This is a genomic window from Burkholderia sp. AU31624 (assembly GCF_020420065.1).
In the GTDB taxonomy this organism is placed as follows: Bacteria; Pseudomonadota; Gammaproteobacteria; order Burkholderiales; family Burkholderiaceae; genus Burkholderia.
Window position 1 is genome coordinate 830,455 of record NZ_JAIZRT010000002.1, and the last position, 26,814, is coordinate 857,268.

25 protein-coding genes are annotated in these 26,814 nt (G+C 66.1%); 21 read left to right on the forward strand and 4 right to left on the reverse strand.

Translation table 11 applies throughout. The features are described 5' to 3' along the window. Positions 1-2 precede the first annotated feature (2 nt). The 4 genes from sdhA to gltA all read left to right on the forward strand — a co-directional run bounded on the left by sdhA (position 3) and on the right by gltA (position 4,232). The gene (gene sdhA, locus LGM89_RS09020; protein ID WP_089497371.1) at positions 3-1,781 is read left to right on the forward strand and encodes a succinate dehydrogenase flavoprotein subunit; all 1,779 of its coding nucleotides are present in this window, start codon (positions 3-5) and stop codon (positions 1,779-1,781) included. A 21-nt stretch (positions 1,782-1,802) separates the two neighbouring features. Beyond that, the gene (locus tag LGM89_RS09025; RefSeq protein WP_011355743.1) at positions 1,803-2,504 is read left to right on the forward strand and encodes a succinate dehydrogenase iron-sulfur subunit; all 702 of its coding nucleotides are present in this window, start codon (positions 1,803-1,805) and stop codon (positions 2,502-2,504) included. A gap of 87 nt (positions 2,505-2,591) precedes the next feature. Continuing rightward, the gene (locus LGM89_RS09030) at positions 2,592-2,864 is read left to right on the forward strand and encodes a succinate dehydrogenase assembly factor 2 (protein ID WP_011355742.1); all 273 of its coding nucleotides are present in this window, start codon (positions 2,592-2,594) and stop codon (positions 2,862-2,864) included. A gap of 66 nt (positions 2,865-2,930) precedes the next feature. Beyond that, on the forward strand, positions 2,931-4,232 hold the full coding sequence (gltA, locus tag LGM89_RS09035; RefSeq protein ID WP_011355741.1) for a citrate synthase: 1,302 nt from the start codon (positions 2,931-2,933) through the stop codon (positions 4,230-4,232). A gap of 90 nt (positions 4,233-4,322) precedes the next feature. On the opposite strand, the gene LGM89_RS09040 is transcribed toward gltA, so the two are convergent. Further along, complete coding sequence (locus LGM89_RS09040; protein ID WP_226272877.1) at positions 4,323-5,300, reverse strand: helix-turn-helix domain-containing protein; 978 nt, start codon at positions 5,298-5,300, stop codon at positions 4,323-4,325. A 72-nt stretch (positions 5,301-5,372) separates the two neighbouring features. Here LGM89_RS09040 and LGM89_RS09045 point away from each other — a divergent pair, with 72 nt between their 5' ends. From LGM89_RS09045 to LGM89_RS09065, 5 genes are all read left to right on the forward strand, one after another. Next, positions 5,373-5,762, forward strand: a complete 390-nt coding sequence (locus tag LGM89_RS09045; RefSeq protein ID WP_089442941.1) for a VOC family protein — start codon at positions 5,373-5,375, stop codon at positions 5,760-5,762. A 110-nt stretch (positions 5,763-5,872) separates the two neighbouring features. After that, the gene (locus tag LGM89_RS09050; protein ID WP_226272878.1) at positions 5,873-7,123 is read left to right on the forward strand and encodes a DUF1479 domain-containing protein; all 1,251 of its coding nucleotides are present in this window, start codon (positions 5,873-5,875) and stop codon (positions 7,121-7,123) included. Positions 7,124-7,332: 209 nt separating this feature from the next. Next, entirely contained in the window at positions 7,333-8,091 is a 759-nt protein-coding gene (locus LGM89_RS09055) for a dimethylarginine dimethylaminohydrolase family protein (protein WP_226203991.1), read from the forward strand. 98 nt (positions 8,092-8,189) lie between these two features. After that, positions 8,190-8,654 carry an Lrp/AsnC family transcriptional regulator gene (locus tag LGM89_RS09060; protein ID WP_089427955.1) on the forward strand — a complete coding sequence of 155 codons (465 nt, stop codon included), beginning with the start codon at positions 8,190-8,192 and terminating at the stop codon, positions 8,652-8,654. A gap of 102 nt (positions 8,655-8,756) precedes the next feature. Continuing rightward, a complete protein-coding gene (locus LGM89_RS09065) occupies positions 8,757-10,289 on the forward strand; it encodes an amino acid permease (RefSeq protein WP_226203989.1) in 1,533 nt (510 codons plus the stop codon). A gap of 167 nt (positions 10,290-10,456) precedes the next feature. Here LGM89_RS09065 and LGM89_RS09070 read toward each other — a convergent pair whose 3' ends face one another. Continuing rightward, the gene (locus LGM89_RS09070) at positions 10,457-11,182 is read right to left on the reverse strand and encodes a glutathione S-transferase (protein WP_089497366.1); all 726 of its coding nucleotides are present in this window, start codon (positions 11,180-11,182) and stop codon (positions 10,457-10,459) included. Between the two features lie 143 nt (positions 11,183-11,325). Further along, positions 11,326-11,649, reverse strand: a complete 324-nt coding sequence (locus LGM89_RS09075; RefSeq protein ID WP_089497365.1) for a cupin domain-containing protein — start codon at positions 11,647-11,649, stop codon at positions 11,326-11,328. A 401-nt stretch (positions 11,650-12,050) separates the two neighbouring features. On the opposite strand from LGM89_RS09075, the gene LGM89_RS09080 reads away from it, so the two are divergent. From LGM89_RS09080 to asd, 7 genes are all read left to right on the forward strand, one after another. Continuing rightward, a complete protein-coding gene (locus tag LGM89_RS09080) occupies positions 12,051-12,872 on the forward strand; it encodes a hypothetical protein (protein ID WP_226272879.1) in 822 nt (273 codons plus the stop codon). A 30-nt stretch (positions 12,873-12,902) separates the two neighbouring features. Beyond that, positions 12,903-13,652, forward strand: coding sequence for a Tat pathway signal protein (locus LGM89_RS09085; protein ID WP_226273017.1), 750 nt, complete (start codon positions 12,903-12,905; stop codon positions 13,650-13,652). Between the two features lie 285 nt (positions 13,653-13,937). Next, positions 13,938-15,347, forward strand: coding sequence for a 3-isopropylmalate dehydratase large subunit (leuC, locus tag LGM89_RS09090; RefSeq protein ID WP_089427948.1), 1,410 nt, complete (start codon positions 13,938-13,940; stop codon positions 15,345-15,347). Positions 15,348-15,350: 3 nt separating this feature from the next. After that, complete coding sequence (locus LGM89_RS09095; protein WP_089474479.1) at positions 15,351-15,497, forward strand: entericidin A/B family lipoprotein; 147 nt, start codon at positions 15,351-15,353, stop codon at positions 15,495-15,497. Positions 15,498-15,565: 68 nt separating this feature from the next. Next, positions 15,566-16,216: a 3-isopropylmalate dehydratase small subunit gene (gene leuD, locus LGM89_RS09100; RefSeq protein WP_039358292.1), complete on the forward strand. Its 651-nt coding sequence runs from the start codon at positions 15,566-15,568 to the stop codon at positions 16,214-16,216. Positions 16,217-16,295: 79 nt separating this feature from the next. Next, positions 16,296-17,363 carry a 3-isopropylmalate dehydrogenase gene (gene leuB, locus LGM89_RS09105; protein ID WP_089497362.1) on the forward strand — a complete coding sequence of 356 codons (1,068 nt, stop codon included), beginning with the start codon at positions 16,296-16,298 and terminating at the stop codon, positions 17,361-17,363. A 298-nt stretch (positions 17,364-17,661) separates the two neighbouring features. Further along, a complete protein-coding gene (gene asd / locus LGM89_RS09110; protein WP_069251145.1) occupies positions 17,662-18,783 on the forward strand; it encodes an aspartate-semialdehyde dehydrogenase in 1,122 nt (373 codons plus the stop codon). Between the two features lie 104 nt (positions 18,784-18,887). On the opposite strand, the gene flgE is transcribed toward asd, so the two are convergent. Further along, complete coding sequence (flgE, locus tag LGM89_RS09115; protein ID WP_089462908.1) at positions 18,888-20,132, reverse strand: flagellar hook protein FlgE; 1,245 nt, start codon at positions 20,130-20,132, stop codon at positions 18,888-18,890. An 857-nt stretch (positions 20,133-20,989) separates the two neighbouring features. Here flgE and LGM89_RS09120 point away from each other — a divergent pair. From LGM89_RS09120 to LGM89_RS09140, 5 genes are read left to right on the forward strand one after another with little or no spacing between them, the layout of a single operon-like run. Then, positions 20,990-23,194, forward strand: a complete 2,205-nt coding sequence (locus LGM89_RS09120) for a FimV/HubP family polar landmark protein (RefSeq protein WP_226272880.1) — start codon at positions 20,990-20,992, stop codon at positions 23,192-23,194. Continuing rightward, a complete protein-coding gene (gene truA / locus LGM89_RS09125) occupies positions 23,194-24,006 on the forward strand; it encodes a tRNA pseudouridine(38-40) synthase TruA (RefSeq protein WP_179254913.1) in 813 nt (270 codons plus the stop codon). The genes LGM89_RS09120 and truA overlap by 1 nt, the downstream gene beginning before the upstream one ends. Next, a complete protein-coding gene (locus LGM89_RS09130) occupies positions 24,003-24,704 on the forward strand; it encodes a phosphoribosylanthranilate isomerase (RefSeq protein ID WP_226204230.1) in 702 nt (233 codons plus the stop codon). Before truA ends, LGM89_RS09130 begins: the two co-directional genes overlap by 4 nt. 55 nt (positions 24,705-24,759) lie before the next feature. Continuing rightward, complete coding sequence (trpB, locus tag LGM89_RS09135; RefSeq protein WP_089497358.1) at positions 24,760-25,953, forward strand: tryptophan synthase subunit beta; 1,194 nt, start codon at positions 24,760-24,762, stop codon at positions 25,951-25,953. 9 nt (positions 25,954-25,962) lie between these two features. Continuing rightward, positions 25,963-26,814 (forward strand): DNA-methyltransferase, encoded by an 852-nt coding sequence (locus tag LGM89_RS09140; RefSeq protein WP_226272881.1) that lies wholly within the window; start codon positions 25,963-25,965, stop codon positions 26,812-26,814.

Consider the following 26,814-nt stretch of genomic DNA (forward strand, 5'->3'; position numbering starts at 1 on the left):
GAATGGCTGCAATCAAAACTAATCTCCCGCGCCGCAAGTTCGATGTGGTGATCGTCGGCGCGGGCGGCTCCGGCTTGCGCGCAGCGCTGCAACTGTCGCGCGCGGGCCTGTCGGTCGGCGTGCTGTCGAAGGTGTTCCCGACCCGTTCGCACACGGTGGCCGCGCAGGGCGGTATCGGTGCGTCGCTCGGCAACATGAGCGAAGACAACTGGCACTTCCACTTCTACGACACGATCAAGGGCTCCGACTGGCTCGGCGACCAGGACGCGATCGAATTCATGTGCCGTGAAGCGCCGAACGTCGTATATGAACTCGAGCACTTCGGCATGCCGTTCGACCGTAACGCGGACGGCACGATCTACCAGCGCCCGTTCGGCGGCCACACCGCGAACTACGGCGAGAAGCCGGTGCAGCGCGCCTGCGCGGCCGCCGACCGTACCGGTCACGCGCTGCTGCACACGCTGTACCAGCAGAACGTCGAAGCGAAGACGCAATTCTTCGTCGAATGGATGGCGCTCGACCTGATCCGCGACGCGGAAGGCGACGTGCTCGGCGTGACGGCCCTCGAGATGGAGACGGGTGACGTCTACATCATGGAAGGCAAGACGACGCTGTTCGCGACGGGCGGCGCAGGCCGGATCTTCGCGGCATCGACCAACGCGTTCATCAACACCGGCGACGGCCTCGGCATGGCTGCGCGTTCGGGCATCGCGCTGCAGGACATGGAGTTCTGGCAGTTCCACCCGACTGGCGTGGCCGGCGCGGGCGTGCTGATCACCGAAGGCGTGCGCGGCGAAGGCGGTATCCTGCGCAACGCGAACGGCGAGCGTTTCATGGAGCGCTACGCGCCGACGCTGAAGGATCTGGCGCCGCGTGACTTCGTGTCGCGTTCGATGGACCAGGAAATCAAGGAAGGCCGCGGCGTGGGTCCGAACAAGGATCACGTGCTGCTCGACCTGTCGCACATCGGCGCCGAGACGATCATGAAGCGTCTGCCGTCGATCCGCGAAATCGCGCTGAAGTTCGCGAACGTCGACGCGATCAAGGAACCGATCCCGGTCGTCCCGACGATCCACTACCAGATGGGCGGCATCCCGACCAACATCCACGGTCAGGTCGTCGGCACGACGCGCGGCGGTCACAAGGATCCGGTCAACGGTTTCTACGCAGTGGGCGAATGCTCGTGCGTGTCCGTGCACGGCGCGAACCGCCTCGGCACGAACTCGCTGCTGGACCTCGTGGTGTTCGGCCGTGCGGCCGGCAACCACATCGTCGAGCACGTGAAGAACCAGAAGGAACACAAGCCGCTGCCGGCCGATGCGGGCGAATTCTCGCTGGCACGTCTGGCGAAGCTCGACAAGTCGACCTCGGGTGAATACACGCAGGACGTCGCGAACGACATCCGCTCGACGATGCAGAAGCACGCAGGCGTGTTCCGCACGTCGGAGCTGCTGAAGGAAGGCGTCGACCAGATGGCCGGCCTGAAGGCACGCGTGGAAAACATCCACCTGAAGGACAAGTCGAAGGTGTTCAACACCGCGCGCGTCGAAGCGCTCGAGCTGGAGAACCTGATCGAAGTCGCTCGCGCAACGATGGTGTCGGCGGAAGCACGCAAGGAAAGCCGTGGCGCACACGCCCACAGCGACTACGAACACCGCGACGACGAGAACTGGCTGCGCCACACGCTGTGGTACAGCGAAGGCGATCGCCTCGACTACAAGCCGGTTCAAATGAAGCCGCTGACGGTCGAATCCGTGCCGCCGAAGCCGCGCACGTTCTAAGCCGAGTCAAAGGAATCCGAAATGGCAAAACGCATTTTTGAAGTCTACCGCTACGATCCGGACAAGGACGCAGCGCCGCGCATGCAGACGTACGAGCTGGAGCTCGAGCACGAGCGCATGCTGCTCGACGCACTGGTCAAGCTGAAGGCCGTGGACGAGACGCTGTCGTTCCGCCGTTCGTGCCGTGAAGGCGTGTGCGGTTCGGACGCGATGAACATCAACGGCAAGAACGGTCTCGCGTGCCTGACGAACCTGAACGACCTGCCGCAGAAGATCGTGCTGCGTCCGCTGCCGGGCCTGCCCGTCGTGCGCGACCTGATCGTCGACATGACGCACTTCTTCAACCAGTACCACTCGATCAAGCCGTACCTGATCAACGACGCGCCGCCGCCGGAGAAGGAACGCCTCCAGTCGCCGGAAGAGCGCGACGAGCTCGACGGCGTGTACGAGTGCATTCTGTGCGCAAGCTGCTCGACGTCGTGCCCGAGCTTCTGGTGGAACCCGGACAAGTTCGTCGGCCCGGCGGGCCTGCTGCAGGCTTACCGCTTCATCGCGGACAGCCGCGACACGGCCACCGGCGAGCGTCTCGACAACCTGGAAGACCCGTACCGTCTGTTCCGTTGCCACACGATCATGAACTGCGTCGACGTTTGCCCGAAGGGCCTGAACCCGACGAAGGCGATCGGCAAGATCAAGGAACTGATGGTTCGCCGCGCGGTTTAATATGATGACCCCCAAGCTCACTGCGTTCGCTGCCCCCCGAGGGGGCGTCGACTTCCTTGGGGCGGCCCTGCGGGAGTCTGAGTTGTGATGAGCGACGATTCGCATCAATCCGACCCGCACCGTCGCGCACGCCTTCGCTGGCGTGCGCGGCGGGGTCTGCTGGAGAACGACATCATTTTCGAGCGTTTCTTCAGCAGATACGAGCATGACCTCACCGATGCAGACGTAGGCGCGTTGTCGCGCCTGCTCGATCTGAGCGACAACGACCTGATGGACTTGCTCCTCGCGCGCAAGGAACCAGAAGGCGACCTAGACAGCCCGGATATTCACCGGCTGTTGGAGATGCTGCGCAACGTGTAACGCCAAGGTGTAACACGCTGTGCCCGTTATCGAATCCCGTTTCTTTATTTCGATTGAGGATGTGCCATGACTCCGTCTGATGTTAAAGCCACGCTATCGTTCAGCGACAACTCGCCGAGCGTCGAACTGCCGATCTACAAGGGCACGATGGGCCCGGACGTGATCGACATCCGCAAGCTGTACGGCCAGACCGGCAAGTTCACGTACGACCCGGGCTTCATGTCGACGGCAGCTTGTAATTCGGCGATCACGTACATCGACGGCGACAAGGGCGAGCTGCTGTACCGCGGCTACCCGATCGACAACCTCGCGCAAAACGCGGACTTCCTCGAAAGCTGCTACCTGCTGCTGAAGGGCGAACTGCCGAACGCAGCGCAAAAGAAGGAATTCGTCGACACCGTCACGAAGCACACGATGGTGCACGAGCAGATGCACTTCTTCTTCCGCGGCTTCCGTCGCGACGCGCACCCGATGGCGATCCTGGTCGCTGCAGTCGGCGCGCTGTCGGCGTTCTACCACGACTCGCTCGACATCAACGATCCGCGTCACCGTGAAGTGTCGGCGATCCGCATGATCGCGAAGCTGCCGACGCTCGTCGCGATGGCGTACAAGTACAGCATCGGCCAGCCGTTCGTGTATCCGAAGAACTCGCTGTCGTACAGCGCGAACTTCATGCACATGATGTTCTCGAACCCGTGCGAAGAGTACAAGGTCAACGACGTGCTCGTCCGCGCGCTCGACCGTATCCTGATCCTGCACGCCGACCACGAGCAGAACGCATCGACGTCGACCGTCCGCCTGGCCGGCTCGTCGGGCGCGAACCCGTTCGCCTGTATCGCTGCCGGTATCGCCTGTCTGTGGGGCCCGGCGCACGGTGGTGCGAACGAAGCCGCGCTGAACATGCTCGAGCAGATCGGTTCGCCGGACAACATCCCCGAATTCATCAAGCAGGTGAAGGACAAGAATTCGGGCGTGAAGCTGATGGGCTTCGGTCACCGCGTGTACAAGAACTACGACCCGCGTGCGAAGCTGATGCGCGAAACGTGCTACGAAGTGCTGAACGAACTGGGCCTGCACGACGACCCGCTGTTCAAGCTCGCGATGCAGCTCGAGAAGATCGCGCTGGAAGACGAATACTTCGTGTCGCGCAAGCTGTACCCGAACGTCGACTTCTACTCGGGCATCGTCCAGCGCGCGCTGGGCATCCCGACGTCGATGTTCACGTGTATCTTCGCGATGGCACGTACGGTCGGCTGGATCGCACAGTGGAACGAAATGATCGGCGATCCGGAACAGAAGATCGGCCGTCCGCGTCAGCTGTTCATCGGCGATACGCCGCGCGAAGCGAAGCCGCTCAACGCACGTTAAGTCGTGCGCGGCGCGAACGGCCGGCAGGCCGCTCGCGTCGGGCGATCGCAACGCCACGACACCCCGACGGGTCATCCCGTCGGGGTGTTTTCATTTGGGCGGTCGCGGTTCGCTCCGGCCCGCGCGGCGTTCCAGCGACGGCGGGCGCGTGTCGAGTGCGGGTGCGTCGTGATCGGGCGCGTGGCCGTGCTGCACGAAGAACTGCCGGTATGCGCCGGGCGTCATCCCGCGTGCGGCGAGGAACTGGCGGTTGAAGTTCGCGGCATTCGGAATGCCGCAGCGCGCAGCCACCGTCGCGATCGGCCAGTCGGTGCCGACGAGATGACGGCACGCGTGCGCGAGCCGCAGCCGCTGCACGTAGCGGCCGACGCTTTCGCCGAGATGCCGGACGAACAGCCGCTGCAAAGTGCGTTCGGACATATGCGCGGTGGCCGCGAGCGCGTCGATGCGCAACGGCTCGTGGAAGTGCCGGTCGATCGCGTCAAGCACGCGGTCGAGGCGTTCGGCTTCGGGGGCGGCTGCGTCGGTTTGGCGTGTCGTGCCGTCGGCCCGCTCGTACGCGTGTGCGGTGGCGAGCGGTTCGCCGCCGGCTTCCGCGAGATCGGCGAGCGTGTCGAGCGCGGCCGCGAGCCGGGTGCGCGGCGACGGATCGAGCAGCTGCGGCAGCCGTGCGCGCATCGTGCGGGCCGCGTCCGTATCGAAGCGCAGGCCCGGTGCGGCACGCCGCAGCAGTGAGCGCAGCGGTGCGTATTCGGGGCAACAGTCGGCCAGACGCCGCGCCCAGTCGCCGTCGAACCAGATGACGAGCGCGACTTCAGGCGCATCTCGATCGATGCGTGCATTCGACGACCACGTATGCGGCAGGTTGGGTGGCACGAGCACCAGGTCGTCGTCCGCGTAGTGCGCGACGTAATCGCCGATGAAGCGCCGGCCGCGGCTGTTGAGCGTCAGCGTCAGTTCGTACTCGGGATGGCGATGCCATTCGAACGGGATGCGCGCGAGCTGGCGGTGATAGACGCGGATCGAACAGCCGGGGGCGAACGTCACGTGCTCGTACTGCGGTTTCATTGCGGCCTCCGGGGGAGTGCCGGCATCCCGCCGTGGCATGATCGTGAGCGATCGTCACGACGGAGCGATGCCATGTTTTCACATGTTTGCGTGGGGGTGGCCGACACCGCGCGCGCCTACGATTTCTACGCGCCGCTGTTCGCGGAACTCGGGCTGCGCCTGAAATTCCGCGAGCCGGACGGCTGGTCGGGCTGGATGCCGGCCGACACCGACCGGCCGCTGTTCTTCTTCGGCCACCCGCTCGACGGCCGCGCGCCCGAACCGGGCAATGGCCACACGATCGCGTTCGTTGCGCCGACCCGCGCGCACGTCGATCGCTGCCACGCGCTCGCGCTGCGCCACGGCGGCACCTGCGAAGGGCCGCCGGGCCTGCGGCCGGACTATCACCGCGACTATTACGGCGCGTATTTCCGCGATCCGGACGGCAACAAGCTGTGCGTGGTCTGCCATCGTCCGGCGTGATGCCCGGTTGTCAGGATTGTATCGATAGTTGGCCGGATAGTGGTAATCGCGACTGCGCGCCGGCCGTACGCTGACAGCACATCACGACACCTGTCAGCGAGGAGACCACGATGCAACTGACGATTGACGACTTGCCTGCCGCGATTCGCGACGCGAAAAGGGCGCTGCGCACCGACCTGCCCGGTTATGCGGCCACGTTCCGCGAACTGGAGGGCGACATCGCGCGGCAGGTCGATGTGATTCGCCGCGCGCATGCGCATGGTCGTGACGTCATTCCGGTGGTGCCGTTCGCGGACATCGCGGGCGCGACCGTCGATCCGCAAGCGGTTGCCGCGATCCGCACGCACGGCGCGGTCGTGATCCGTGGCGTATTCGATGCGCAGCAGGCGCGCGACTGGAACGACGAGATCGGTGCCTACCTGGACGCGAACCGCTTCACCGACCGGCTGCACGCACGTGCCGAGGACCGCTATTTCGGCAACCTCGCGTCGGGCAAGCCGCAGATCTACGGCGTTTACTGGTCGAAGCCGCAGGTGGCTGCGCGCCAGTCGCCTGCGTTGACTCAAGCGCGCGTGTTCCTGAACCGCCTGTGGCGGCACACGGACGGCGGCCGCACGCACTTCGATCCCGACCAGGTGCCGGCCTATGCGGACCGGATTCGTCGCCGCCCGCCCGGCTCGACGTCGCTCGGGCTGTCGCCGCATGTCGACGGCGGTTCCGTCGAACGCTGGCTCGGCGCCAATTTCCGCAAGGTCTACCGTCACGTGCTGGCCGGCCGCTGGCGCGATTACGACCCGTACGACGCGGCGTTTCGTCCCGATGTCGAGGAGATTCCGTCGCCGGCCGTGTGCTCGATGTTCCGCACGTTCCAGGGCTGGACCGCACTGACGCCGCAGGGTCCCGGCGACGGCACGCTGCAGTTGATCCCGGTGGCGAACGCGATGGCCTATGTCGTGCTGCGGGCGTTGCAGGACGACGTGGCCGACGACGACCTGTGCGGCGCGCGCCCGGGCCGCGCGCTGTCGATCCGGCCCGAATGGCACGCGCTGCTGCTCGACGCGCTGGTGCCGATCCCGCACATGGAGCCGGGCGATGCGGTGTTCTGGCACGGCGACGTCGTGCACGCGGTCGAGGATGCGCATCGCGGTAGCGGCGACAGCAACGTGATGTACATCGCCGCCGCGCCCGGTTGCGCGAAGAACGACGCGTACCTGCAGCGCCAACGCGCTGCGTTCCTGCGCGGCGAGAGCCCGCCCGATTTCCCTGCCGATCATTTCGAGGTCGAATTCGACGGGCGGGGCGGGGAGGACGATCTCACGGTGCTCGGCCGTTCGCAGATGGGGTTCGGGGCGGGCGCGTAGCCAGCGTGCCGCCCGTGAAAGCGACGGCTCGCCGGGTGGCGAACGGCGGGCTGCCGAATCCGCTGCGTGTCGAGCGCAATTCGACGCAATCGGCTGTCGGCGCAGCCGAAATCGACGCGAATTGCGCAATTTGGCTTCCGATAATGGTCCGGACACAACGCAGCCGCCCCGCGTGAAGCACGGGTGCGGCGCTGACCATGGAGGAGTCGATGCAATTCACGCAAGCGATCGTTCGCCGCCCCGCGCCATCCTGTGGCGCGGGCCTGACCACGGCCGAACTCGGCGCGCCCGATTACGACAAGACGCTCACCCAGTTCCACGCGTATTGCGAAGCGCTGCGCACGCTCGGCGTCGCGCTGACCGAACTGCCGCCGCTGGAGGCATTCCCCGATTCGCACTTCGTCGAGGACACCGCGGTGGTGACGCCCGAATTCGCGGTGATCACGCGCCCCGGTGCGCCGGCGCGGCGGGGCGAGACGGTGCATATCGAAGCGGCGCTGGCCGCGCATCGCGACCTGCTGCCGATGCAGGCGGGCCGGCTCGACGGCGGTGACGTGATGCAGGTCGGCAAGCGCTTCTACATCGGCCTGACGGGCCGTACCGACGCCGACGGCATCGCCGCATTCGACTCGCTCGTGTCGCGCTACGGCTATTCGGTCGTCGCGGTGCCGGTGGGTGCCGGCCTGCATCTCAAGTCGGTCGTCAACGCGCTCGGCGACGACACGCTGCTCGTCACCGAAGCGCTGGCCGCGCATCCGGCCTTCGCCGACTATCGCCGGATCGCGATTTCGGCCGCCGACGAATACGCGGGCAACACGCTGCGCGTGAACGGCACGCTGATCACCCCGGCCGGCTACCCGCGCGTGCACGACGCGATCGCGTCGCTCGGGCTGCCGCTGCACGTGATCGATACGAGCGAGTTCCGCAAGATGGACGGCGGCCTGACCTGCCTGTCGCTGCGGTTCTAGCCGATTGGCGCGCGGCCGCTTCGGCCGGATAATGTGGCCCCCGCGCGGAACCGGAGACGTTCCGCGCATCAGCCACGACCCGACCGGAGCGAACGCGGATGACCGACAAGAAGATGCAGCTCGACAAGATCGATCTCCGGATCCTCGACATCCTGCGCACCGACGGGCGGATTTCCTACCGGAAGCTGTCCGAGCTCGTGAACCTCACGCCGCGGCCGTGCCAGGCGCGCGTGGAGCGGCTCGAGGCGCTTGGGGTGATCGAAGGGTACCGCGCGGTGATCAAGGCGCCGCGCGCGACCAAGCCGATCGTCGTGATCGCGCAGATCACGCTGGCCGACCACGGGCGTTCGCAGGCGCCGTTCGAGGACGAAATGCGCGCGAATCCGGCGGTGCTCGATTGCTGGCTCGTCAGCGGCACGTTCGATTTCCTCGTGCGGCTCGCGTGCGAGGATCTCGACGAGTACCGGCGGATCGCGAACCTGTGGCTGGAAAGCCCGCGGTTCCGGATCGAGAAGATCGTGACGACGGCCGAACTGCAGGCGATCAAGCGCAGCGTCGTGTGATGCGGCCGGCCGGGAAGGGCCGGCTCCGACGCGAATGACCCGGCCTGACGATTTGCATTCCGAATCAAATCGTCGGGCCCGAATCCAATCAGGGTGAACACTATGGATGCTTTGCAAGCGGCAGCGGAGACGGCCGCACCGTCCGGGACGACACTGAAGCGCCGTCTGCAGGGCCGCCACATCGCGATGATCGCGATCGGCGGCTCGATCGGCACGGGGTTGTTCGTCGCGTCGGGGGCGTCGGTCGCGCAGGCGGGGCCGGGCGGGGCGATCGCCGCGTATATCGCGATCGGGCTGATGGTGTACTTCGTCGTCACGGGCCTCGGCGAGATGGCCGCGCTGATGCCGGTATCGGGCTCGTTCGCGATCTACGGCGAGAAGTACGTCGACGAAGGCTTCGGCGTCGCGCTCGGCTGGACCTACTGGTACAGCTGGGCCGTGACGATCGCGATCGAGCTGGTCGCCGCGCAGATCGTGATGCGCTACTGGTTTCCAACCGTACCCGGCATCTGGTGGGGCGCCGGTTTCCTCGTGCTGATCTTCCTGCTGAATACGCTGTCGGTGCGCGGCTTCGGCGAATCGGAATACTGGTTCTCGCTGATCAAGGTCGTCACCGTGGTCGCGTTCATCGCGGCGGGGCTGCTGATCGCCGCCGGCCTGATCGGGAACGGGCATCCGGTCGGCTTGCGCAACTTCACGACGGGCGATGCGCCGTTCGTCGGCGGCGTGCACGCGATGATGAGCGTCGCGCTGATCGCGGGCTTCTCGTTTCTCGGCACCGAGCTGGTCGGGATCACGGCCGGCGAATCGGAAAACCCGCGCAAGACGATCCCGCGCGCGGTGAAGCAGATCTTCTGGCGGATCATGCTGTTCTACGTGTTCGCGATCTTCGTGATCGGGCTGCTGGTGCCGTACACGGACCCGAACCTGCTGAAGAGCGACGTGACCGACATCGGCGTGAGCCCGTTCACGTTGGTGTTCAGCCATGCGGGATTTCGGCTCGCGGCCGGCGCGATGAATCTCGTGATCCTGACGGCCGTGTTGTCGGCCGGCAATTCCGGGACTTACGCGGCCACGCGGATGCTGTACAACCTCGCGGCGGAAGGGCGCGCGCCGGCGATGTTCGCGACGCTGTCGCCGGGCGGCGTGCCGCGCAACGCGCTGTACGCGACGATGGCCGTCGGCGGGCTGTGCTTCCTCACGTCGCTGACCAACAACCAGAGCATCTATCTGTGGCTGCTGAATACGGTCGGCATCACCGGCTTCATCGCGTGGCTCGGCATCGCGGTCTGCCATTACCGGTTCCGCAAGGGGTTCCTGAAGCAGGGCTACCGGCTCGATCAGCTGCCGTACCGCGCGAAATGGTTCCCGTTCGGGCCGCTGTTCGCGATCGCGATCTGCATCGTGATCTCGCTCGGGCAGGATTACCAGGCGTTCTTCGCGGCCCGCATCGACTGGATGGAAGTGCTATCGATCTACGTGTGGATTCCGCTGTTCGTCGCGATCTGGTGGGCGTATCGCCGGGCGCGCAAGAGCCGGCTCGTGCGCTACGAGGAGATGGACATCGGGCCGTGGCTGACGCGTTCGGTCGAAGCCGTCGATGCAGCGACCACGCAGCACGGGCAGTCGCACTGACTGCCTGGTACGGAAAGCGCGACAACGGGAGCCGGCATGTTTTGTCCGGCCGGCTCCGATGCATGCGGCTGGCGCGCGGCGTCATCTGCACGAGACGCCGGTCGCCGCGTGAGCAGGGGGCATCCGCTGCCCTACATGAGGGAAGCGGCGCGGATGCCGTGCCTGCGTTACTTGTCCAGCTCCGGATAGTGCCGGAAGATGCCCATGTCGTTGAACGGGATGCGGCGTTCCGACTCGAGATAGAGCGCAACAGGCGTATGCAGTGCAACGCGGTCGTGCAGTGCAACCAGCGCCGCGATCTGCCGCTCCGCACGCTTCATCGCTTTCGGAAACGCGTAGCGCAGGCCCTCGATCAACTGGAACATCGACAGGTCCGCATAGCTGAGTGCGTTGCCGGCGAGGTAGCCGCTCTTGTGCGGATTCTGTGCGAGTACACGCTCGAAGTATCCGAGGAATTTCGGCAGCCGGTTTTCGAGGAAATCGGCGGCACGCTCGGCGGCTTCCGCCTGCTGATCCTCGTAGTAGAGGCCGCTTGCGATCGGATGGTGCGTGTCGTGGATCTCGGTGACGAAATCGGCGACGGTCAACTGAAGCTGGTGCACCCACAGCCGGCCGGCTTCGTCGGCGGGCGCGAGCCCCAGCCGCGCGCCGAGAAACAGCAGGATGTTCGCGGTTTGCCCGATGACGACGTCGCCGGCTTTCAGGAACGGCGGCGCGAACGGCACGCATTCCGCCTTCGAGCTGTCCATCATCCGCATCATTGCCGGCACGCCCATGCCGCGCCCCGATTCACGCGCGACGTCGACATAATCGGCTTCGGCCGCTTCGAGCGCGAGCCGCACGTACTCGCCCCGGCCCTGGATCTCGGGCCAGTAATACAGTTCGTATCGCATGCTGTCTTCCCGTTCGTTGAACCGGCTGCCGCCGGCATCGTGACGACCGGGCGGCCGCGCGTCGCGCGCCACCCGCTGCGAATAGACAGTCTAGGCGATCGCAGGAAAAGTGCCGCGTGCGTCGCGTGTGCGTCGTACATGCGTTATGCGCCGCGCTCGCCGCCTTCGGGGCCGTAGAAGAACACCCACGTCGAGAAGTCGTCGGAGAAGCCGATGAAGCGGTGTTCCGCGTGTGCCGGGACGAACAGCACGTCGCCGGCCGCGACTTCGTATTCGCGTCCGGCGACGACGACGCGTGACGTGCCCGTGGCGATCGCGTAGACCTCGTCGCGCGTATGCGGCTTCTGCTTGTCCTCGATGCGCGGCCGGTACAGCTCGACGTCGAGCGTACCGTGGCGAAACAGCGTCGTGAACAGCGTGCCATCTTCGTCGAGGCGGGCGAGCGATTCGTTCAGGCCGAGCTTCATGGCGGGGGCTCCGGATCCGGATCGTGGGGGGCATGCGCGTTGCGCCATCGTATCTCGAAATCAGGAGCGCGATGTGCAGCGCCCGACGAGGCGGGCGAATCACGTCGCTCGCCACCGATGAAACGGTGGCCGCACATGCTCGCCATGGATGAAACGCGTGCGTCCATCGATGAAACAGCGTGACGATCGTCCGCATTCGATCGACAGGTTCACCGCGATTTAATAAACGCCCACTACGATCCCGCATCGTCGATCGACCGATGCGCAGCGATTCGATTCGAGCGTCGACCCTGCCATCCATCGCCCAACCGTGCGACGCAACAGGTCGTCATTCCCGTGAACCCGCGATTTGCAACGTCGTGATCGGCTGCTGGCGTTGCTCGCATCATTTCGTATTTCTCATGAATCGAACCCCGTCGGCTTCTTTACGCAGAAAATTCCTGGCTGCCGCACCCGCGGTTGCCGTGGCGCCGTTGTTGAGCGCTTGCGGTGGCGACGACGTCACGTCGGCGCCCGTCACCGATGAGGCGCTGGCCGCGCAAATGTCCGCGAAGCTCAACGCGCAGCTCGGCGATGCCGCGACGGTCAACGCGATCGTGCCTGCGCTGACCGATGTCGGCTTCACGTGGGACCTGCCGACGGTGCCGGCCGCGCAAATCGGCGCGATCGTCGCATACAGCTTCGGCAATCGCCCGAACGCGGCAAGCGGCAATACGTCGAGCACGGGCGGCAACCAGTCCGCGCTGCCCGATCCGGGGCCCGTCAACGAAGCGCTCGCGGACGCCGTCTACCGTATTCGGCAACTGAAACCGGTCAAGGTCTACGCGCAGTGGGAGATTGCGCGCTTTCTCGTGTCGAAATACGGGATGGGCGCCGACGTGCTGTCGTCGATCGAGCCCGTGATCGCGAGCGACGGCACGATCGTGTACCTCAGTACGGCGGGCGTGGCCGCCGAGGCCGTGGCGCGCGCGGGCGGCGCGGCAGCGATGGGCAGCGTCGCGGTGGTCGGTCATCGGGACCACGCGAAGCGCTGCATCCAGACCTCGCAACAGGCGGGCATGAAGGCGGCCGCGGTTGCCGAGGTGTCGTTGCCGACGCTTTACGACCCGCTGTCGGGCCAGCCGTGGACGCGTAACCGCAGCCTGTACCTCGTGCACGACATGTATGCGCAGATGCTCGGCCGTGCGATCGGCGCGACGATGCAGGCGTTCCCGAAGGGCTGACGCATTTTCTCTTTCCCGATTCCGATGACCATGAAGACCCGCCGCCATTTTCTCGCTTCCGTTTCCGCTTCCGCGCTGGCCGCGACCGGCGCCGCCGGTACGCCGGCCTTCGCGAGCGACGCGCCCGTTTCAGACGCCGAACTGCAACGCCAGATGCTCGGCAAGCTGACGAACGAACTGAACGACCGCGCTGCCGCCACCGACGAGACCGGCTACCTGTTCGAACCGTTTTTCTCGTGGCTGCCGCCGACCGTCCAGAACACGGCCATCAACACGATTGTCGCCCTCAGCTTCGGCAGTCGCGCCGCGCCGGTGCCGGGCCCGGTGAACGAGGCGATTGCCGACGCCGTGTTCCTGCTGCGCCAGACAGTTGCCGTGCGGATCTTCGCGCAGCAGGAAGTCGCGAGCGTGCTCGCGTCGAAATACGGGCTGACGGCCGGCGTGACGTCGATCGCGACCCCGGCCCTGGCCGCCGGCAGCCCGATCCCGACGCCAGACGGCGTCGCTGCCGCGATCGTCAAGCGGGCCGGCTCGGCTGCGGCACTCGGCAACGTCGGGGTCGTCACCCATACGGATCAGGCGTCGCTTGCCGTGCGCGTGTCGAACGCCGCGGGGATGCAGGCCGCGGTGCCGGCGGGCCTGGCGCTACCGTCGCTTTACGACGCGTCCGCGCAGATGCCGGCATTGCGGCGCCGCGATCTCTACCTGCTGAGCAACGTCGGCGTGCAACTGGGCATGCTGCGGCTCGACCTGATCAACCGCGAGTACCCGAACGGCTGACACTGCCGGGCGTTCGCGGAACATCTCCCGTTCATCGACCTCTTCCATTCCGGAACCGTCATGTCCTTTCGCGTGTCGCCGTGACATGCGCAGCGCGGTGGCGGCAGTGGCCACCGCGCCGTGGTGCCCGCGTTGCCGGGTAATGCTTATCCGGGTATCGCGTGTACCACCCAACCCACTGTTTTTATTCACTTTTTTCGTTATCGTGGTACTCCGTGGGCGGATTTTGCGTGGCATAATCGATCACATCCGCAAGGCTTGTAGTCACAACGACCCCGCATACCCATGGCACAGACTCTCTACGACAAACTGTGGAACACCCACGTGGTCCACACCGAGGAAGACGGCACGACCCTGCTCTACATCGACCGTCAGCTGCTGCATGAAGTCACGAGCCCGCAGGCGTTCGAAGGGCTGAAGATGGCGCAGCGTCCGGTGTGGCGCATCAGCGCGAACCTGGCCGTGTCGGACCACAACGTGCCGACCACCGATCGCAGCCACGGCATCGCCGATCCCGTCTCGAAGCTCCAGGTCGACACGCTCGACGCGAACTGCGATGCGTTCGGCATCACGCAGTTCAAGATGAACGACGTGCGCCAGGGCATCGTCCACATCATCGGGCCGGAACAGGGCGCGACGCTGCCGGGCATGACGATCGTGTGCGGCGATTCGCATACGTCGACGCACGGCGCGTTCGGTGCGCTCGCGCACGGCATCGGCACGTCGGAAGTCGAGCACGTGCTCGCCACCCAAACCCTGCTGCAGAAGAAGAGCAAGAACATGCTCGTGAAGGTCGAGGGCACGTTGCCGCGCGGCTGTACCGCGAAGGACATCGTGCTCGCGATCATCGGCAAGATCGGCACGGCCGGCGGCACGGGCTACGCGATCGAATTCGGCGGCTCGACGATCCGCGCGCTGACGATGGAAGGCCGCATGACCGTCTGCAACATGGCGATCGAGGCTGGCGCGCGCGCCGGCATGGTTGCGGTGGACGACACGACGATCGATTACCTGTTGGGCCGCCCGTTCGTGCCGACCGGCGCGGAATGGGACCAGGCCGTCGAATACTGGCGCCAGTTCAAGTCGGACGACGGCGCGCAGTTCGATCGCGTGGTCGAGCTGAACGCCGCCGAAATCGTCCCGCAGGTCACGTGGGGCACGTCGCCGGAAATGGTCACGTCGATCGACGGCCGCGTGCCCGATCCCGAGCGCGAGAAGGATCCGGTCAAGCGCGATGCGATGGAGCGTGCGCTGGCCTACATGGCGCTCGAGCCGAACACGCCGATCGAATCGATCAAGGTCGACAAGATCTTCATCGGCTCGTGCACGAACGCGCGAATCGAAGACATCCGCGCAGCCGCGTATGTCGTGAAGAAGCTGAACCGTCGCGTCGCGTCGAACGTGCGGCTCGCGATGGTCGTGCCGGGCTCGGGCCTCGTGAAGGCACAGGCCGAGCGCGAAGGGCTCGACAAGGTGTTCACGGACGCCGGCTTCGAATGGCGCGAGCCGGGCTGCTCGATGTGCCTCGCGATGAATGCCGACCGGCTCGAGCCGGGCGAGCGCTGCGCATCGACGTCGAACCGCAACTTCGAAGGCCGGCAGGGCGCGGGCGGTCGCACGCACCTCGTGAGCCCCGCGATGGCGGCGGCCGCGGCCATCGAAGGCCATTTCGTCGACATTCGCCAGCTGGGGTAACGCGTGACGGCATCGAAGATCATTGCGCGGCTGGTTGCCGCGCTGGCGCTCGCAGGGCTGGGCTTCGGCCTGGCGGGCTGCAATACCGTCCAGGGCTTCGGGCAGGACGTCAACGCTGCCGGCAGCGCGCTGAAGCGCGCCGCGGAGTGACGTCCCCCACCGAGAATTTGTCGATGTGCGCCGGCTGAACGCCGGCCCTTCAACCGGATAGACGGATCATGGAAAAATTCACAGTGCATACCGGCGTCGTGGCGCCGCTCGATCGCGAGAACGTCGACACCGACGCGATCATCCCGAAGCAGTTCCTGAAGTCGATCAAGCGCACGGGCTTCGGTCCGAACGCGTTCGACGAATGGCGTTATCTCGATCACGGCGAGCCGGGCCAGGACAACTCGAAGCGCCCGCTGAATCCCGACTTCGTGCTGAACCAGCCGCGCTACCAGGGCGCATCCGTGCTGCTCGCACGCAAGAACTTCGGTTGCGGCAGCTCGCGCGAGCATGCGCCGTGGGCGCTGCAACAGTACGGCTTCCGCGCGATCATCGCGCCGAGCTTCGCCGATATTTTCTTCAACAACTGCTACAAGAACGGCCTGCTGCCGATCGTGCTGACCGAGCAGCAGGTCGATCACCTGTTCAACGAGACGGTCGCGTTCAACGGCTTCGAGGTGACGGTCGATCTCGACGCGCAGGTCGTCCGCACGGGCGACGGCCGCGAGTATCCGTTCGAGATCGCCGCGTTCCGCAAGTACTGCCTGCTGAACGGCTTCGACGACATCGGCCTCACGCTGCGCCACGCGGACAAGATCCGCCAGTTCGAGGCCGAGCGCCTCGTGAAGCAGCCGTGGCTCAACACCAAGCTGGTCGGCTGAGATCGCCTTTCGGGCGGGCGCGCCGGCGGCGCGTTCGCCGGCCTGCCTCCATAAAAACCTACCCAGTCAGGAATTTCGCATGAAGATTGCAGTGCTGCCCGGCGACGGCATCGGTCCGGAAATCGTCAATGAAGCGGTGAAGGTGCTGAACGCACTCGACGAGAAGTTCGAACTCGAACAGGCGCCGGTCGGCGGCGCGGGCTACGAGGCGAGCGGCCATCCGCTGCCCGACGCGACGCTGAAGCTCGCGAAGGACGCCGACGCGATCCTGTTCGGTGCCGTAGGCGACTGGAAGTACGACTCGCTCGAGCGCGCGCTGCGCCCCGAGCAGGCGATCCTCGGGCTGCGCAAGCACCTCGAGCTGTTCGCGAACTTCCGCCCGGCAATCTGCTATCCGCAGCTCGTCGATGCGTCGCCGCTGAAGCCCGAGCTGGTCGCGGGCCTCGACATCCTGATCGTGCGCGAACTGAACGGCGACATCTACTTCGGCCAGCCGCGCGGCGTGCGCGCCGCACCGGACGGCCTGTTCGCGGGCGAGCGCGAAGGCTTCGACACGATGCGCTATTCGGAACCGGAAGTGCGCCGCATCGCGCACGTCGCGTTCCAGGCGGCCCGCAAGCGCGCGAAGAAGCTGCTGTCGGTCGACAAGGCGAACGTGCTCGAGACGTCGCAGTTCTGGCGCGACATCATGATCGACGTGTCGAAGGAATACGCGGACGTCGAGCTGTCGCACATGTACGTCGACAACGCGGCGATGCAGCTCGCGAAGGCGCCCAAGCAGTTCGACGTGATCGTCACGGGCAACATGTTCGGCGACATCCTGTCGGATGAAGCGTCGATGCTGACGGGCTCGATCGGCATGCTGCCGTCGGCGTCGCTCGACAAGAACAACAAGGGCCTGTACGAACCGTCGCACGGTTCGGCGCCGGACATCGCGGGCAAGGGCATCGCGAACCCGCTCGCGACGATCCTGTCGGCCGCGATGATGCTGCGCTATTCGCTGAATCGCGCGGAGCAGGCCGATCGCATCGAGCGTGCGGTGAAAACGGTGCTCGAACAGGGCTACCGCACGGGCGATATCGCGACGCCGGGTTGCCAGCAGGTCGGCACGACGGCGATGGGCGACGCGGTGGTCGCGGCGCTGTAACGCGATCATGTAGAAAGGGCGCGAACAGGCCGCGAAATCGGCCGGTTCGCGTGCGGTTGGCCGTTGTGCGGGCCACCGGCTTTGTGTAGACTCGAACGATGGCGCATCTTTCCCTGATCTCCCCGGTCTTGAAACTCCACGGCAACACAGCCCGTGCGGGTGCGCGCGCCATCGTCATCACGAAAACCATTACCACGAAAACGATCATTAAACGCTGATCGTCCGTCGTGCCCGCCTATTTCCCCGCGCGGTCACACCGGGGACGGAATGGCGGGGAAGCTCCATCAAAGGGTTAGTCATGAACGTAGGTCTCGTAGGTTGGCGCGGCATGGTCGGTAGCGTCCTGATGCAGCGCATGCAGGAAGAGGGCGATTTCGACCTGATCGAACCGGTGTTTTTCAGCACCAGCAACACGGGCGGCAAAGCGCCGTCGTTCGCGAAAAACGAGACTACGCTCAAGGACGCGACCAACGTCGACGAGCTGAAGAAGTGCGACGTGATCATCACGTGCCAGGGCGGCGACTACACGAACGACGTGTTCCCGAAGCTGCGCGCGGCCGGCTGGAACGGCTACTGGATCGATGCGGCATCGTCGCTGCGGATGAAGGACGACGCGGTCATCATCCTCGATCCGGTCAACCTCGACGTGATCAAGGACGCGCTCGTCAAGGGCCAGAAGAACTTCATCGGCGGCAACTGCACGGTCAGCCTGATGCTGATGGCGCTCGGCGGCCTGTTCCGCGAGAACCTCGTCGACTGGATGACGGCGATGACCTACCAGGCCGCATCGGGCGCGGGCGCGCAGAACATGCGCGAACTGCTGGCGCAGATGGGCACGCTGAACGGCGCGGTTCAGGCGCAACTCGCCGATCCGGCTTCCGCGATCCTCGACATCGACCGCCGCGTGCTGGCCGCGATGAACAGCGACGCGATGCCGACGAGCAACTTCGGCGTGCCGCTCGCCGGTTCGCTGATTCCGTGGATCGACAAGGATCTCGGCAACGGGATGTCGAAGGAAGAGTGGAAGGGCGGCGCGGAAACCAACAAGATCCTCGGCAAGCCGGCGATGGGCGAGCCGGGTTCGATTCCGGTCGACGGCCTGTGCGTGCGAATCGGCGCCATGCGCTGCCACTCGCAGGCGCTGACGATCAAGCTGAACAAGGACGTGCCGCTCGACGAGATCAACGGCATTCTCGCATCGGCGAACGACTGGGTGAAGGTCGTGCCGAACGAGCGTGAAGCGTCGATGCGCGACCTGTCGCCGGCGAACGTCACGGGTACGCTGACGGTGCCGGTCGGCCGCCTGCGCAAGCTCGCGATGGGCGGTGAATACCTGTCGGCGTTCACGGTCGGCGACCAGCTGCTGTGGGGCGCGGCCGAGCCGCTGCGCCGCATGCTGCGCATCCTGCTCGACAAGTAAGTGGCGTGTCCGGCCCGCGATGCGCGGGCCGCGGTGCACGAGATTGCGCGCCGCGTCTGCCTTGACGATATCAAGGCGGGCGCGGCGCGTTTTTCATGTGCGGGTCAGCGCATGTTCAGGAGCGTCTGGTCGACGGCCTGCTGCGTCTTGATCGTCTGCGCATTCGCCTGGTAATCGCGCTGCGCCTTGATCAGGTTCACGAGCTCGGTCGTCAGGTTGACGTTCGAGTTTTCCAGCGCGCTTCCCTGCAGCGTGCCGTGGTTCGTGCTGCCCGGCGCGGAGATCTGCGGCACGCCCGACGCGGTGGTTTCCACATACTGGTTGCCGCCGATGTTCTCGAGCCCGTTCGGGTTGTTGAAGTTCGCGAGCGCGATCAGGCCGAGCACCGCGCTCTGGCCGTTCGAGTAATTGCCGGTGAGCTTGCCGTCGGTGCCGATCGAGAACGTCGTCAGCGTGCCGCTCGCGAAGCCATCCTGTGCGAGGTTGTTCACGCCGCTTTTCCCGCCGAACTGCGTCGTGCCGGTCAGGTCGAGCGTCAGGTTTTGCGGATTGGCGCCGCCCGACGCGTTGGGGATCGAGAACGCGAACTGGCCGAGGCTCGGCGTCGGCTGGCCGGTTGCGGCCGACGTCGTCGAGCTGATCCGGCCCGATGCGTCGAACGTGACGGTGCCGAGATTCGTCGGCGTCTGGCCCTGCACGCCCGCGTAGGCCTGCCAGGTACCTGCCGCGTTCTTCGCGAAATACATCGACACCTGTTGCGAGCCACCGAGCGTGTCGTACACCTGGATCGACGAATTGTAGTTGTACGTGGTGTTGTCGCCCGCGTTGAACGGTGTCTTGGCCGGCACCTTGTCCTGCGAATTCAGGTTGAACTGGCCGGTGATCTTCGTCGTTGCCTGCGGCGCGATGTTGGTGGTCGGCGCTTGCAGCGGCACGGTCGCCGCGGTGTTGATCGCGCCGCCCGGCCCTGCCGCATAGCCCATCAGGTTGCGGTTCTGCGCGTCGACGATGGCGCCGCTCTTGTCGCGGTGGAATACACCGTCGCGCGAGTACGTCGTCACGCCGTTGTTCGACATCTGGAAGAAGCCGTTGCCGTTGATCGCGATGTCGAGCGACGACTTCGTCGAGTTGATCGTCCCCTGGCCGAATTGTTGCTGCACCGACGTGAGTCGCGTGCCGATGCCGATCTGTGTGTTGGTCGACGTCGCGACCGAGTTCGCGTACATGTCGGCGAAGTTCGCGCGCCCCTGCTTGTAGCCAACCGTGTTTGCGTTCGCGATGTTGTTGCCGATCACGTCGAGATGGTTCGCCGCGCCGGCCAACCCGCTCAAGCCTTGTTGATAGCCCATGTTCGATCCCCGTAACGAGCTGGTGAGTAAATGCAGTCGTGCGACTGCGCGATGCCTCCCTGACATCTCACGGCGTCAGTCAGGCCGACCGCGTTCCGCTGTTCCGGCGGGTGCGGGCGCGATGGTCGAACTGCGCCGATTCTTGTTTGAGGACGATCCTAGCGACGGCAATTATTTGATCTGTGTAATTTTGTGTAATGAAATTGAATTGTTGTCGAAATGATCGATTTCGTATGAGCAATGAAGCTTGGGCGGGGCGGTAAAGCCTTGTGGGGCGGGGGTTTGGCGGCGAGGGTGTTCAATTCGACGATCAGAGAGGGGAATTGGCCTCTTATCGATCAATTGAAATTCATTTGAATGGGGTGATGGCCGACTGGATTTATTTTGATTGGCGCTTGTTAATCCATTAACGGCAAGCAACGCGAATTATTGAGCAAACGCACCTGATTCCCCGGTCGTGGTTCCGTGTCGGCCCCCGGGTTGTGCGAACCGCATCGTTGAGTGAGCAAAGGCATGCGGGATGCGTTCGGCATGCGATGCGGCCGGATGGCTTTGCATCTGGGCATCTGAGCGAGGCGCACTTCCGGTCGATCGGGGGCGCCGGCCGCAGCGTGCTCAACCGGATACCCCACGCGGCCCGATCACGGGTCGCACCGACGCGCGCACGCAATCGGTTGCACCTGTCGGCGATGAATTCGGCCCGAACCTGATCACGTGAAGTAAACTATGCGGTTACGACGCACAGACCCGCCGAAAGCGTCGCGTTCCACGCGACGCTTTTGCATTTCTGCGGCAACTTTATTGACGCTTTCAACCGCGAATCCGAGCCGCGCCCGCGCGCGGCGATAGAGCCAACGATGTCCCGAATTTCCTTGTTTCCGCGGCAGTCCCGTCTGTCGCGCGCCGTGCGTGGCGCGCTGGCGATCCTGGCGCTCGGCGCAACCGCATCGGCCTGGGCGGCCGGCACCGGCGAACTGCCGGCGTCCGCTGCCGACGGCGCGGCCCCGCTTACCGTGACGGTCCAGCCGGGCCAGTCGCTGAACGACATCGCGAAGGCGGCCACGCAGTCGCGCGATCCCGGGGTGCTCGCACGCGCCGGCCGCGCGCTGTTCGACGCCAATCCGCAGGCGTTCATGAAGCGCGACGCGAGCCGCCTGAAAGTCGGCGTGACGCTGACCGTGCCGGCGCTCGATGCGACAGGCGCGGCAGTCGTCCCGGCCGCTGCATCCGCTGCATCCGGTGCATCCGGTGCATCCGGTGCGGCGGCAGCGTCCGCACCCGCCGCCGCATCGGGCGGCACGGCAGTCGCGCAGCATGGTGCGTCCGCACCACATCCGGGGTCGACCGTGCAATCCGCGCCGGTGGCGCCGGCCGTGCATGCGGCACCTGTCAGCGGTGCGAGCGTCGCGGCGGCCGCCGGTGCGTCGGCATCGATCGGTGCTTCGGCTGCCCACGGCGCATCGGCTGTCCAAAGCATGCAGCCGGCGGCACCCGTTGCCGGTGCAAGCGGTCCGCATGTGTGGAGCGGCACGATCCAGTCGGTGCCGTCGTCCGCGAGCGGGGCCGTGATCCCGCCTGCGTCGGGCAGCCAGGTTCCGGGCATGAACGAACCGGCTGGCGCGGCACCGGTCACGGGCGCGTCGCAGCCGCGGCCGTCGAGCCTGCAGCAACTGCTGGCGCTGAAGAACCGCGTGCTGATGGAATTGCAGAAGCACGGTATCGGCAAGCCGGCCACGACGAACGAGGTCAAGCCGGCGTCGGCGCCGGCACCTGTCGCGCCGCGTCCGGCCGCGAGCGATGCGGGCGCGTCCGCGGCTGCGGCTGCGTCAGCGACCGGCGAAGCGGCATCCGGCGTTGCTGCCAGCGCAGTGCCGCCGGCATCGGTATCGGCGCCCGCGCAGCCGGCCGCGCCGGTGGTGGCGCCTGCACGTAGTCACGAGCAGATGGACTGGCGTCCGGCCGCGGTGGCCGGTGCGGCCGTGATCGTCCTCGCCGCAGGTTTCGCGTGGCGCAAGCGCAGGAAGAGCCGCCGCACGGACGATGCGGGGGCGGACACGGTGGCGGCCGCTACGGCAGCGGGCGGTGTCACGGCTGCCGCTGCCACTGCGCAAGCCGAAGCGGCGCCTTTTGTCGAACCTGAACTGCCGATTCGGCCCGAGATGCCGGTCGCGCGTGATGCCGCTTCCGACTTGAACCTTGCCGCGGCGACTGCCGCCGCGGCGGAGCCGGTCGAGACACCGGATGCGGATCTGTCGCCGTCGTCGAATGTGGCGAAGCCGCATGTCGAGCAGCCCGAATTGCCGACCGCACACGCGGCAGTGCCGGCCGCGAGCGAGACGGCTCCGGTTTCGCACGATGCCGAGCCGATCGAAAAGGTTGCGGCCGAAACGCCGGCCGAAAAGCCGGTCGAAACGTCGTCAGCGACGCCGATCGAGACGTCGGTGGAGCCACGGGTAGCGACGCCGGTGGAGACGCCGGCCGCACCCGCGGCCACCGAAGCGCAGCATGCGGCGCTGATGCAGAACGCGATCAGCGCGCTCAGCAGCCTCGACATGCCGCTGCCGCCGCGCACGCCGGACGAGCCGTCGCTGGCGGCGGATGAGCCGGCTGCGCAAGCAGGGCAGTCCGACATCGATAAAATCGCAACTAACGGTCAAGTCGCCCAGCGTCTCCCGTTTGGCTCGATCGATCCGGCCCCGGAACATCCGGCCGACCAGGATGACGAGTTCGATTGGGATCCGGACGCAGCGACGCCGGCGAGCCAGGCGGGCAGCCCGTTCGCGACGTCGTCGCTGCCGCCGCTAGGCGGCGCGCAGTTCGGCGCGCTGAAGCTCGATTTCGATCTCGACCTGCCGTCCGCGCCGGGGGCTGCGTTGCCGGCGCTGACGCCGGACGAACTCGCCCGCATCGCGCGCAACAAGCTCGACCTCGCGTCCGAGTACGTCGAGCTGGGCGACCTGTCCGGCGCACGGACACTGCTGCAGGAAGTGGTCGACGCGAACGACGCCGCGACGCGCGACGATGCGCGCGCGCTGCTCGCGAAACTGGCGGACGAGGCGTGATGCGGATCGCGCTCGGCATTCAGTACGACGGCGCGGCGTTCTGCGGCTGGCAGGCGCAGCCGCACGGCAAGACCGTGCAGGATCGGCTCGAGCGCGCACTGGCCGAGTTCGCGCGCGTGCCGCTGCATACGACGGTGGCCGGGCGGACCGATACGGGCGTGCACGGGCTCGGGCAGGTCGTGCACTTCGATACCGACCTCGATCGGGAGGTTTTTTCGTGGGTGCGCGGCACCAACGCGTTCCTGCCGCCGACCGTGGCGGTGCAATGGGCGAAGCCGATGCCGGACACGTTCCACGCGCGTTTCTCGGCGTTCGAGCGCACCTATTACTACACGCTGTACGTGCATCCCGTGCGCTCGCCGATGCTGGCGGGGCGCGCGGGCTGGATCCATACGCCGCTCGACGACGACGCGATGCGCGCCGCCGCCGCGCACCTGATCGGCGAGCATGACTTCTCGTCGTTCCGGTCGTCGGAATGTCAGTCGAAGACGCCGGTCAAACACCTGTATCAGATCGACGTGCGGCGCGTGGGCCATTTCATCCATTTCCGGTTCCGCGCCAACGCGTTCCTGCACCATATGGTGCGCAACCTGATGGGCTGCCTCGTCGCGGTCGGTCGCGGCCGCTATCCGGCCGACTGGCTCGCCGACGTGCTGGCCGGGCGCGATCGCAAGCTTGCGGCGCCCACGTTCATGGCCGACGGGCTGTACCTCGCCCACGTCGGCTACCCGGCGGAATTCGCCGTCCCGCCCGCGCAGCTCGGCAGTGTGCCGTGGAGCAGCGTCTGGGCCGATCTGGACCCGCAATCATGACGGATCACGCCGTGTCTTCCTCGATTCCCGCCGCGGCCGGCCTGCCGCCGCGCACGCGCATCAAGCTGTGCGGGCTGTCGAAGCCCGAGGACGTGCTGCATGCGGCCGCGCTCGGCGCCGATGCGATCGGCCTCGTGTTCTATCCGAAGAGCCCCCGCGCGGTGTCGATCGCGCAGGCGGCGGAGCTGGCGCGCCTCGCGCCGCCGTTCGTGTCCGTGGTCGGGCTGTTCGTGAACGCGACCGAGGCCGAGATCGAGGCCGTCGTGCGCGACGTGCCGCTCACGCTGCTGCAGTTCCATGGCGACGAGACGCCCGAGCAGTGCGACGCACTTGGCCGCGCGGCACGCCTGCCGTGGCTGCGTGCGGTGCGCGTAGGCCCCTCGACGCAATCGGCCGATTTGGTAGAATCGGGGCTTCATTATTCGAAAGCGCGCGGCCTCCTGTTCGACACCCTGGTGCCGGATTACGGTGGTAGCGGCAAGGTCTTCGATTGGTCTCTTATTCCCGCAGAGCTCGCGCATCGGGCCGTTTTGAGTGGTGGCTTGAGCGCGCAAAACGTCGGTGATGCGATTCGCCAGTTGCGCCCGTTTGCTGTCGATGTCTCGAGTGGCATCGAAGTGGAGGGCGCGAAGGGCGTGAAGGATCACGCCCGGATGGCGGCGTTCGTACGCGCGGTGCGCGAAGCGGACGCCGGGTGATGCAAGCCGGTGCGGCCCGACAAGCGGGGCGCGCCGACCGATCGAGAGAGACACCATGTACAACCTTCCTGATGATCGCGGCCACTTCGGCCCGTATGGCGGCACGTTCGTCGCCGAGACGCTGATTCACGCGCTGGACGAACTGCGCGCGGCGTATGAAAAATTCCAGAACGATCCCGATTTCGTCGCCGAATTCGAGCGCGAGCTGAAGCATTTCGTCGGCCGCCCGTCGCCGATCTATCATGCGCAACGCTGGAGCGAGACGCTCGGCGGCGCGCAGATCTACCTGAAGCGCGAAGACCTGAACCACACCGGCGCGCACAAGATCAACAACGTGATCGGCCAGGCGCTGCTCGCGAAGCGCATGGGCAAGAAGCGCGTGATCGCCGAGACGGGCGCCGGCCAGCACGGCGTCGCGACCGCGACGATCTGCGCGCGCTTCGGGATGGAGTGCGTCGTCTACATGGGTTCGGAAGACGTGCGCCGCCAGGCCGCGAACGTCTACCGGATGAAGCTGCTCGGCGCGACGGTCGTGCCGGTCGAGTCGGGTTCGCGCACGCTGAAGGACGCGCTGAATGAAGCGATGCGCGACTGGGTCACGAACATCGAGAGCACGTTCTACATCATCGGCACGGTCGCGGGCCCCCACCCGTACCCGATGATGGTGCGCGACTTCCAGCGCGTGATCGGCGACGAGTGCAAGGTGCAGATGCCCGAGCTCGCCGGCCGGCAGCCTGACGCGGTGATCGCCTGCGTGGGCGGCGGTTCGAACGCAATGGGCATCTTCTATCCGTACATCGACGACACCTCGGTGCAGCTGATCGGCGTCGAAGCGGCCGGCGACGGCCTCGACACGGGCCATCACGCGGCGTCGCTGATCGCCGGCAGCCCGGGCGTGCTGCACGGCAACCGGACCTACCTGCTGCAAGACGACAACGGCCAGATCATCGAGACGCATTCGGTGTCGGCGGGCCTCGACTATCCGGGCGTCGGCCCCGAGCACGCGTGGCTGAAGGACAGCGGCCGTGCGCAGTACGTCGGCATCACCGACGAGGAAGCGCTGAAGGCGTTCCACGACTGCTGCCGGATCGAGGGGATCATTCCCGCGCTCGAGTCGAGCCACGCGATCGCGTATGGCGTGAAGCTCGCACCGACGTTGCCGCAGGACAAGATCCTGCTCGTCAACCTGTCGGGCCGCGGCGACAAGGACATGCATACGGTCGCCGAGCGATCGGGCATCGAGCTCTGACCCCGACCGATGCGTGACCTGATCGAAGAACCGGGCGGCGGTGCCGCGAGCGAGGCGGGGGCGGTTCAGCCCGCCGCTGCCGAGCCGCGCGCGCTGCCGTCCGGTATCGAACTGCATAACCGCGATTTCCTGACCCATGCCATGCACCTGCCGGACGCGTCGATCGACCTGATCGTCGCCGATCCGCCGTACGGGCTCGGCAAGGACTACGGCAACGACTCGGACAAGCGTTCGGGCGACGACTTTCTCGCATGGACGCGCGAGTGGCTCGAGCTCGCAATTCCGAAGCTGAAGCCGAGCGGGTCGATGTACATCTTCTGCACGTGGCAGTACGCGCCGGAAATCTTCAGCTTCCTGAAGACGCAGCTCACGATGGTCAACGAGATCATCTGGGACCGGCGCGTGCCGAGCATGGGCGGCACGACGCGCCGTTTCACGTCGGTGCACGACAACATCGGCTTTTTCGCGGTTTCCAAGGCGTATTACTTCGATCTCGATCCGGTCCGCATCCCGTACGACGCCGACACGAAGAAGGCCCGCTCGCGCAAGCTGTTCGAAGGCAGCAAGTGGCTGGAGATGGGCTACAACCCGAAGGACGTCTGGTCGGTCTCGCGCCTGCATCGGCAGCACGCGGAACGCGTCGATCATCCGACCCAGAAGCCGCTGGAAATCATCGAGCGGATGGTGCTCGCAAGCTGCCCGCCGGGCGGCCGCGTGCTCGATCCGTTCATGGGCAGCGGCACGACCGCGGTGGCCTGCGCACGGCAGGGGCGCGACTTCGTCGGCTACGAGATCAACGAAAGCTATTGTGCGATCGCGCACGAGCGCGTGAACGCGCTCGCTGCGCCGGCGTGCGCGTGA

Bases quoted from the DNA above. Each gene is read 5' to 3' on its own strand.
- LGM89_RS09070 (WP_089497366.1), bottom strand. From the start codon at position 11,182: ATGCGATACGAACTGTATTACTGGCCCGAGATCCAGGGCCGGGGCGAG.
- LGM89_RS09050 (WP_226272878.1), top strand. From the start codon at position 5,873: ATGCAACTGACGATTGACGACTTGCCTGCCGCGATTCGCGACGCGAAA.
- LGM89_RS09040 (WP_226272877.1), bottom strand. From the start codon at position 5,300: ATGAAACCGCAGTACGAGCACGTGACGTTCGCCCCCGGCTGTTCGATC.
- leuD (WP_039358292.1), top strand. From the start codon at position 15,566: ATGGAAAAATTCACAGTGCATACCGGCGTCGTGGCGCCGCTCGATCGC.
- sdhA (WP_089497371.1), top strand. From the start codon at position 3: ATGGCTGCAATCAAAACTAATCTCCCGCGCCGCAAGTTCGATGTGGTG.
- LGM89_RS09025 (WP_011355743.1), top strand. From the start codon at position 1,803: ATGGCAAAACGCATTTTTGAAGTCTACCGCTACGATCCGGACAAGGAC.
- flgE (WP_089462908.1), bottom strand. From the start codon at position 20,132: ATGGGCTATCAACAAGGCTTGAGCGGGTTGGCCGGCGCGGCGAACCAT.
- LGM89_RS09130 (WP_226204230.1), top strand. From the start codon at position 24,003: ATGACGGATCACGCCGTGTCTTCCTCGATTCCCGCCGCGGCCGGCCTG.
- LGM89_RS09045 (WP_089442941.1), top strand. From the start codon at position 5,373: ATGTTTTCACATGTTTGCGTGGGGGTGGCCGACACCGCGCGCGCCTAC.
- gltA (WP_011355741.1), top strand. From the start codon at position 2,931: ATGACTCCGTCTGATGTTAAAGCCACGCTATCGTTCAGCGACAACTCG.
- LGM89_RS09085 (WP_226273017.1), top strand. From the start codon at position 12,903: ATGAAGACCCGCCGCCATTTTCTCGCTTCCGTTTCCGCTTCCGCGCTG.
- truA (WP_179254913.1), top strand. From the start codon at position 23,194: ATGCGGATCGCGCTCGGCATTCAGTACGACGGCGCGGCGTTCTGCGGC.
- LGM89_RS09075 (WP_089497365.1), bottom strand. From the start codon at position 11,649: ATGAAGCTCGGCCTGAACGAATCGCTCGCCCGCCTCGACGAAGATGGC.
- LGM89_RS09140 (WP_226272881.1), top strand. From the start codon at position 25,963: ATGCGTGACCTGATCGAAGAACCGGGCGGCGGTGCCGCGAGCGAGGCG.
- LGM89_RS09030 (WP_011355742.1), top strand. From the start codon at position 2,592: ATGAGCGACGATTCGCATCAATCCGACCCGCACCGTCGCGCACGCCTT.
- leuB (WP_089497362.1), top strand. From the start codon at position 16,296: ATGAAGATTGCAGTGCTGCCCGGCGACGGCATCGGTCCGGAAATCGTC.
- LGM89_RS09065 (WP_226203989.1), top strand. From the start codon at position 8,757: ATGGATGCTTTGCAAGCGGCAGCGGAGACGGCCGCACCGTCCGGGACG.
- trpB (WP_089497358.1), top strand. From the start codon at position 24,760: ATGTACAACCTTCCTGATGATCGCGGCCACTTCGGCCCGTATGGCGGC.
- leuC (WP_089427948.1), top strand. From the start codon at position 13,938: ATGGCACAGACTCTCTACGACAAACTGTGGAACACCCACGTGGTCCAC.
- LGM89_RS09055 (WP_226203991.1), top strand. From the start codon at position 7,333: ATGCAATTCACGCAAGCGATCGTTCGCCGCCCCGCGCCATCCTGTGGC.
- asd (WP_069251145.1), top strand. From the start codon at position 17,662: ATGAACGTAGGTCTCGTAGGTTGGCGCGGCATGGTCGGTAGCGTCCTG.
- LGM89_RS09080 (WP_226272879.1), top strand. From the start codon at position 12,051: ATGAATCGAACCCCGTCGGCTTCTTTACGCAGAAAATTCCTGGCTGCC.
- LGM89_RS09060 (WP_089427955.1), top strand. From the start codon at position 8,190: ATGACCGACAAGAAGATGCAGCTCGACAAGATCGATCTCCGGATCCTC.
- LGM89_RS09120 (WP_226272880.1), top strand. From the start codon at position 20,990: ATGTCCCGAATTTCCTTGTTTCCGCGGCAGTCCCGTCTGTCGCGCGCC.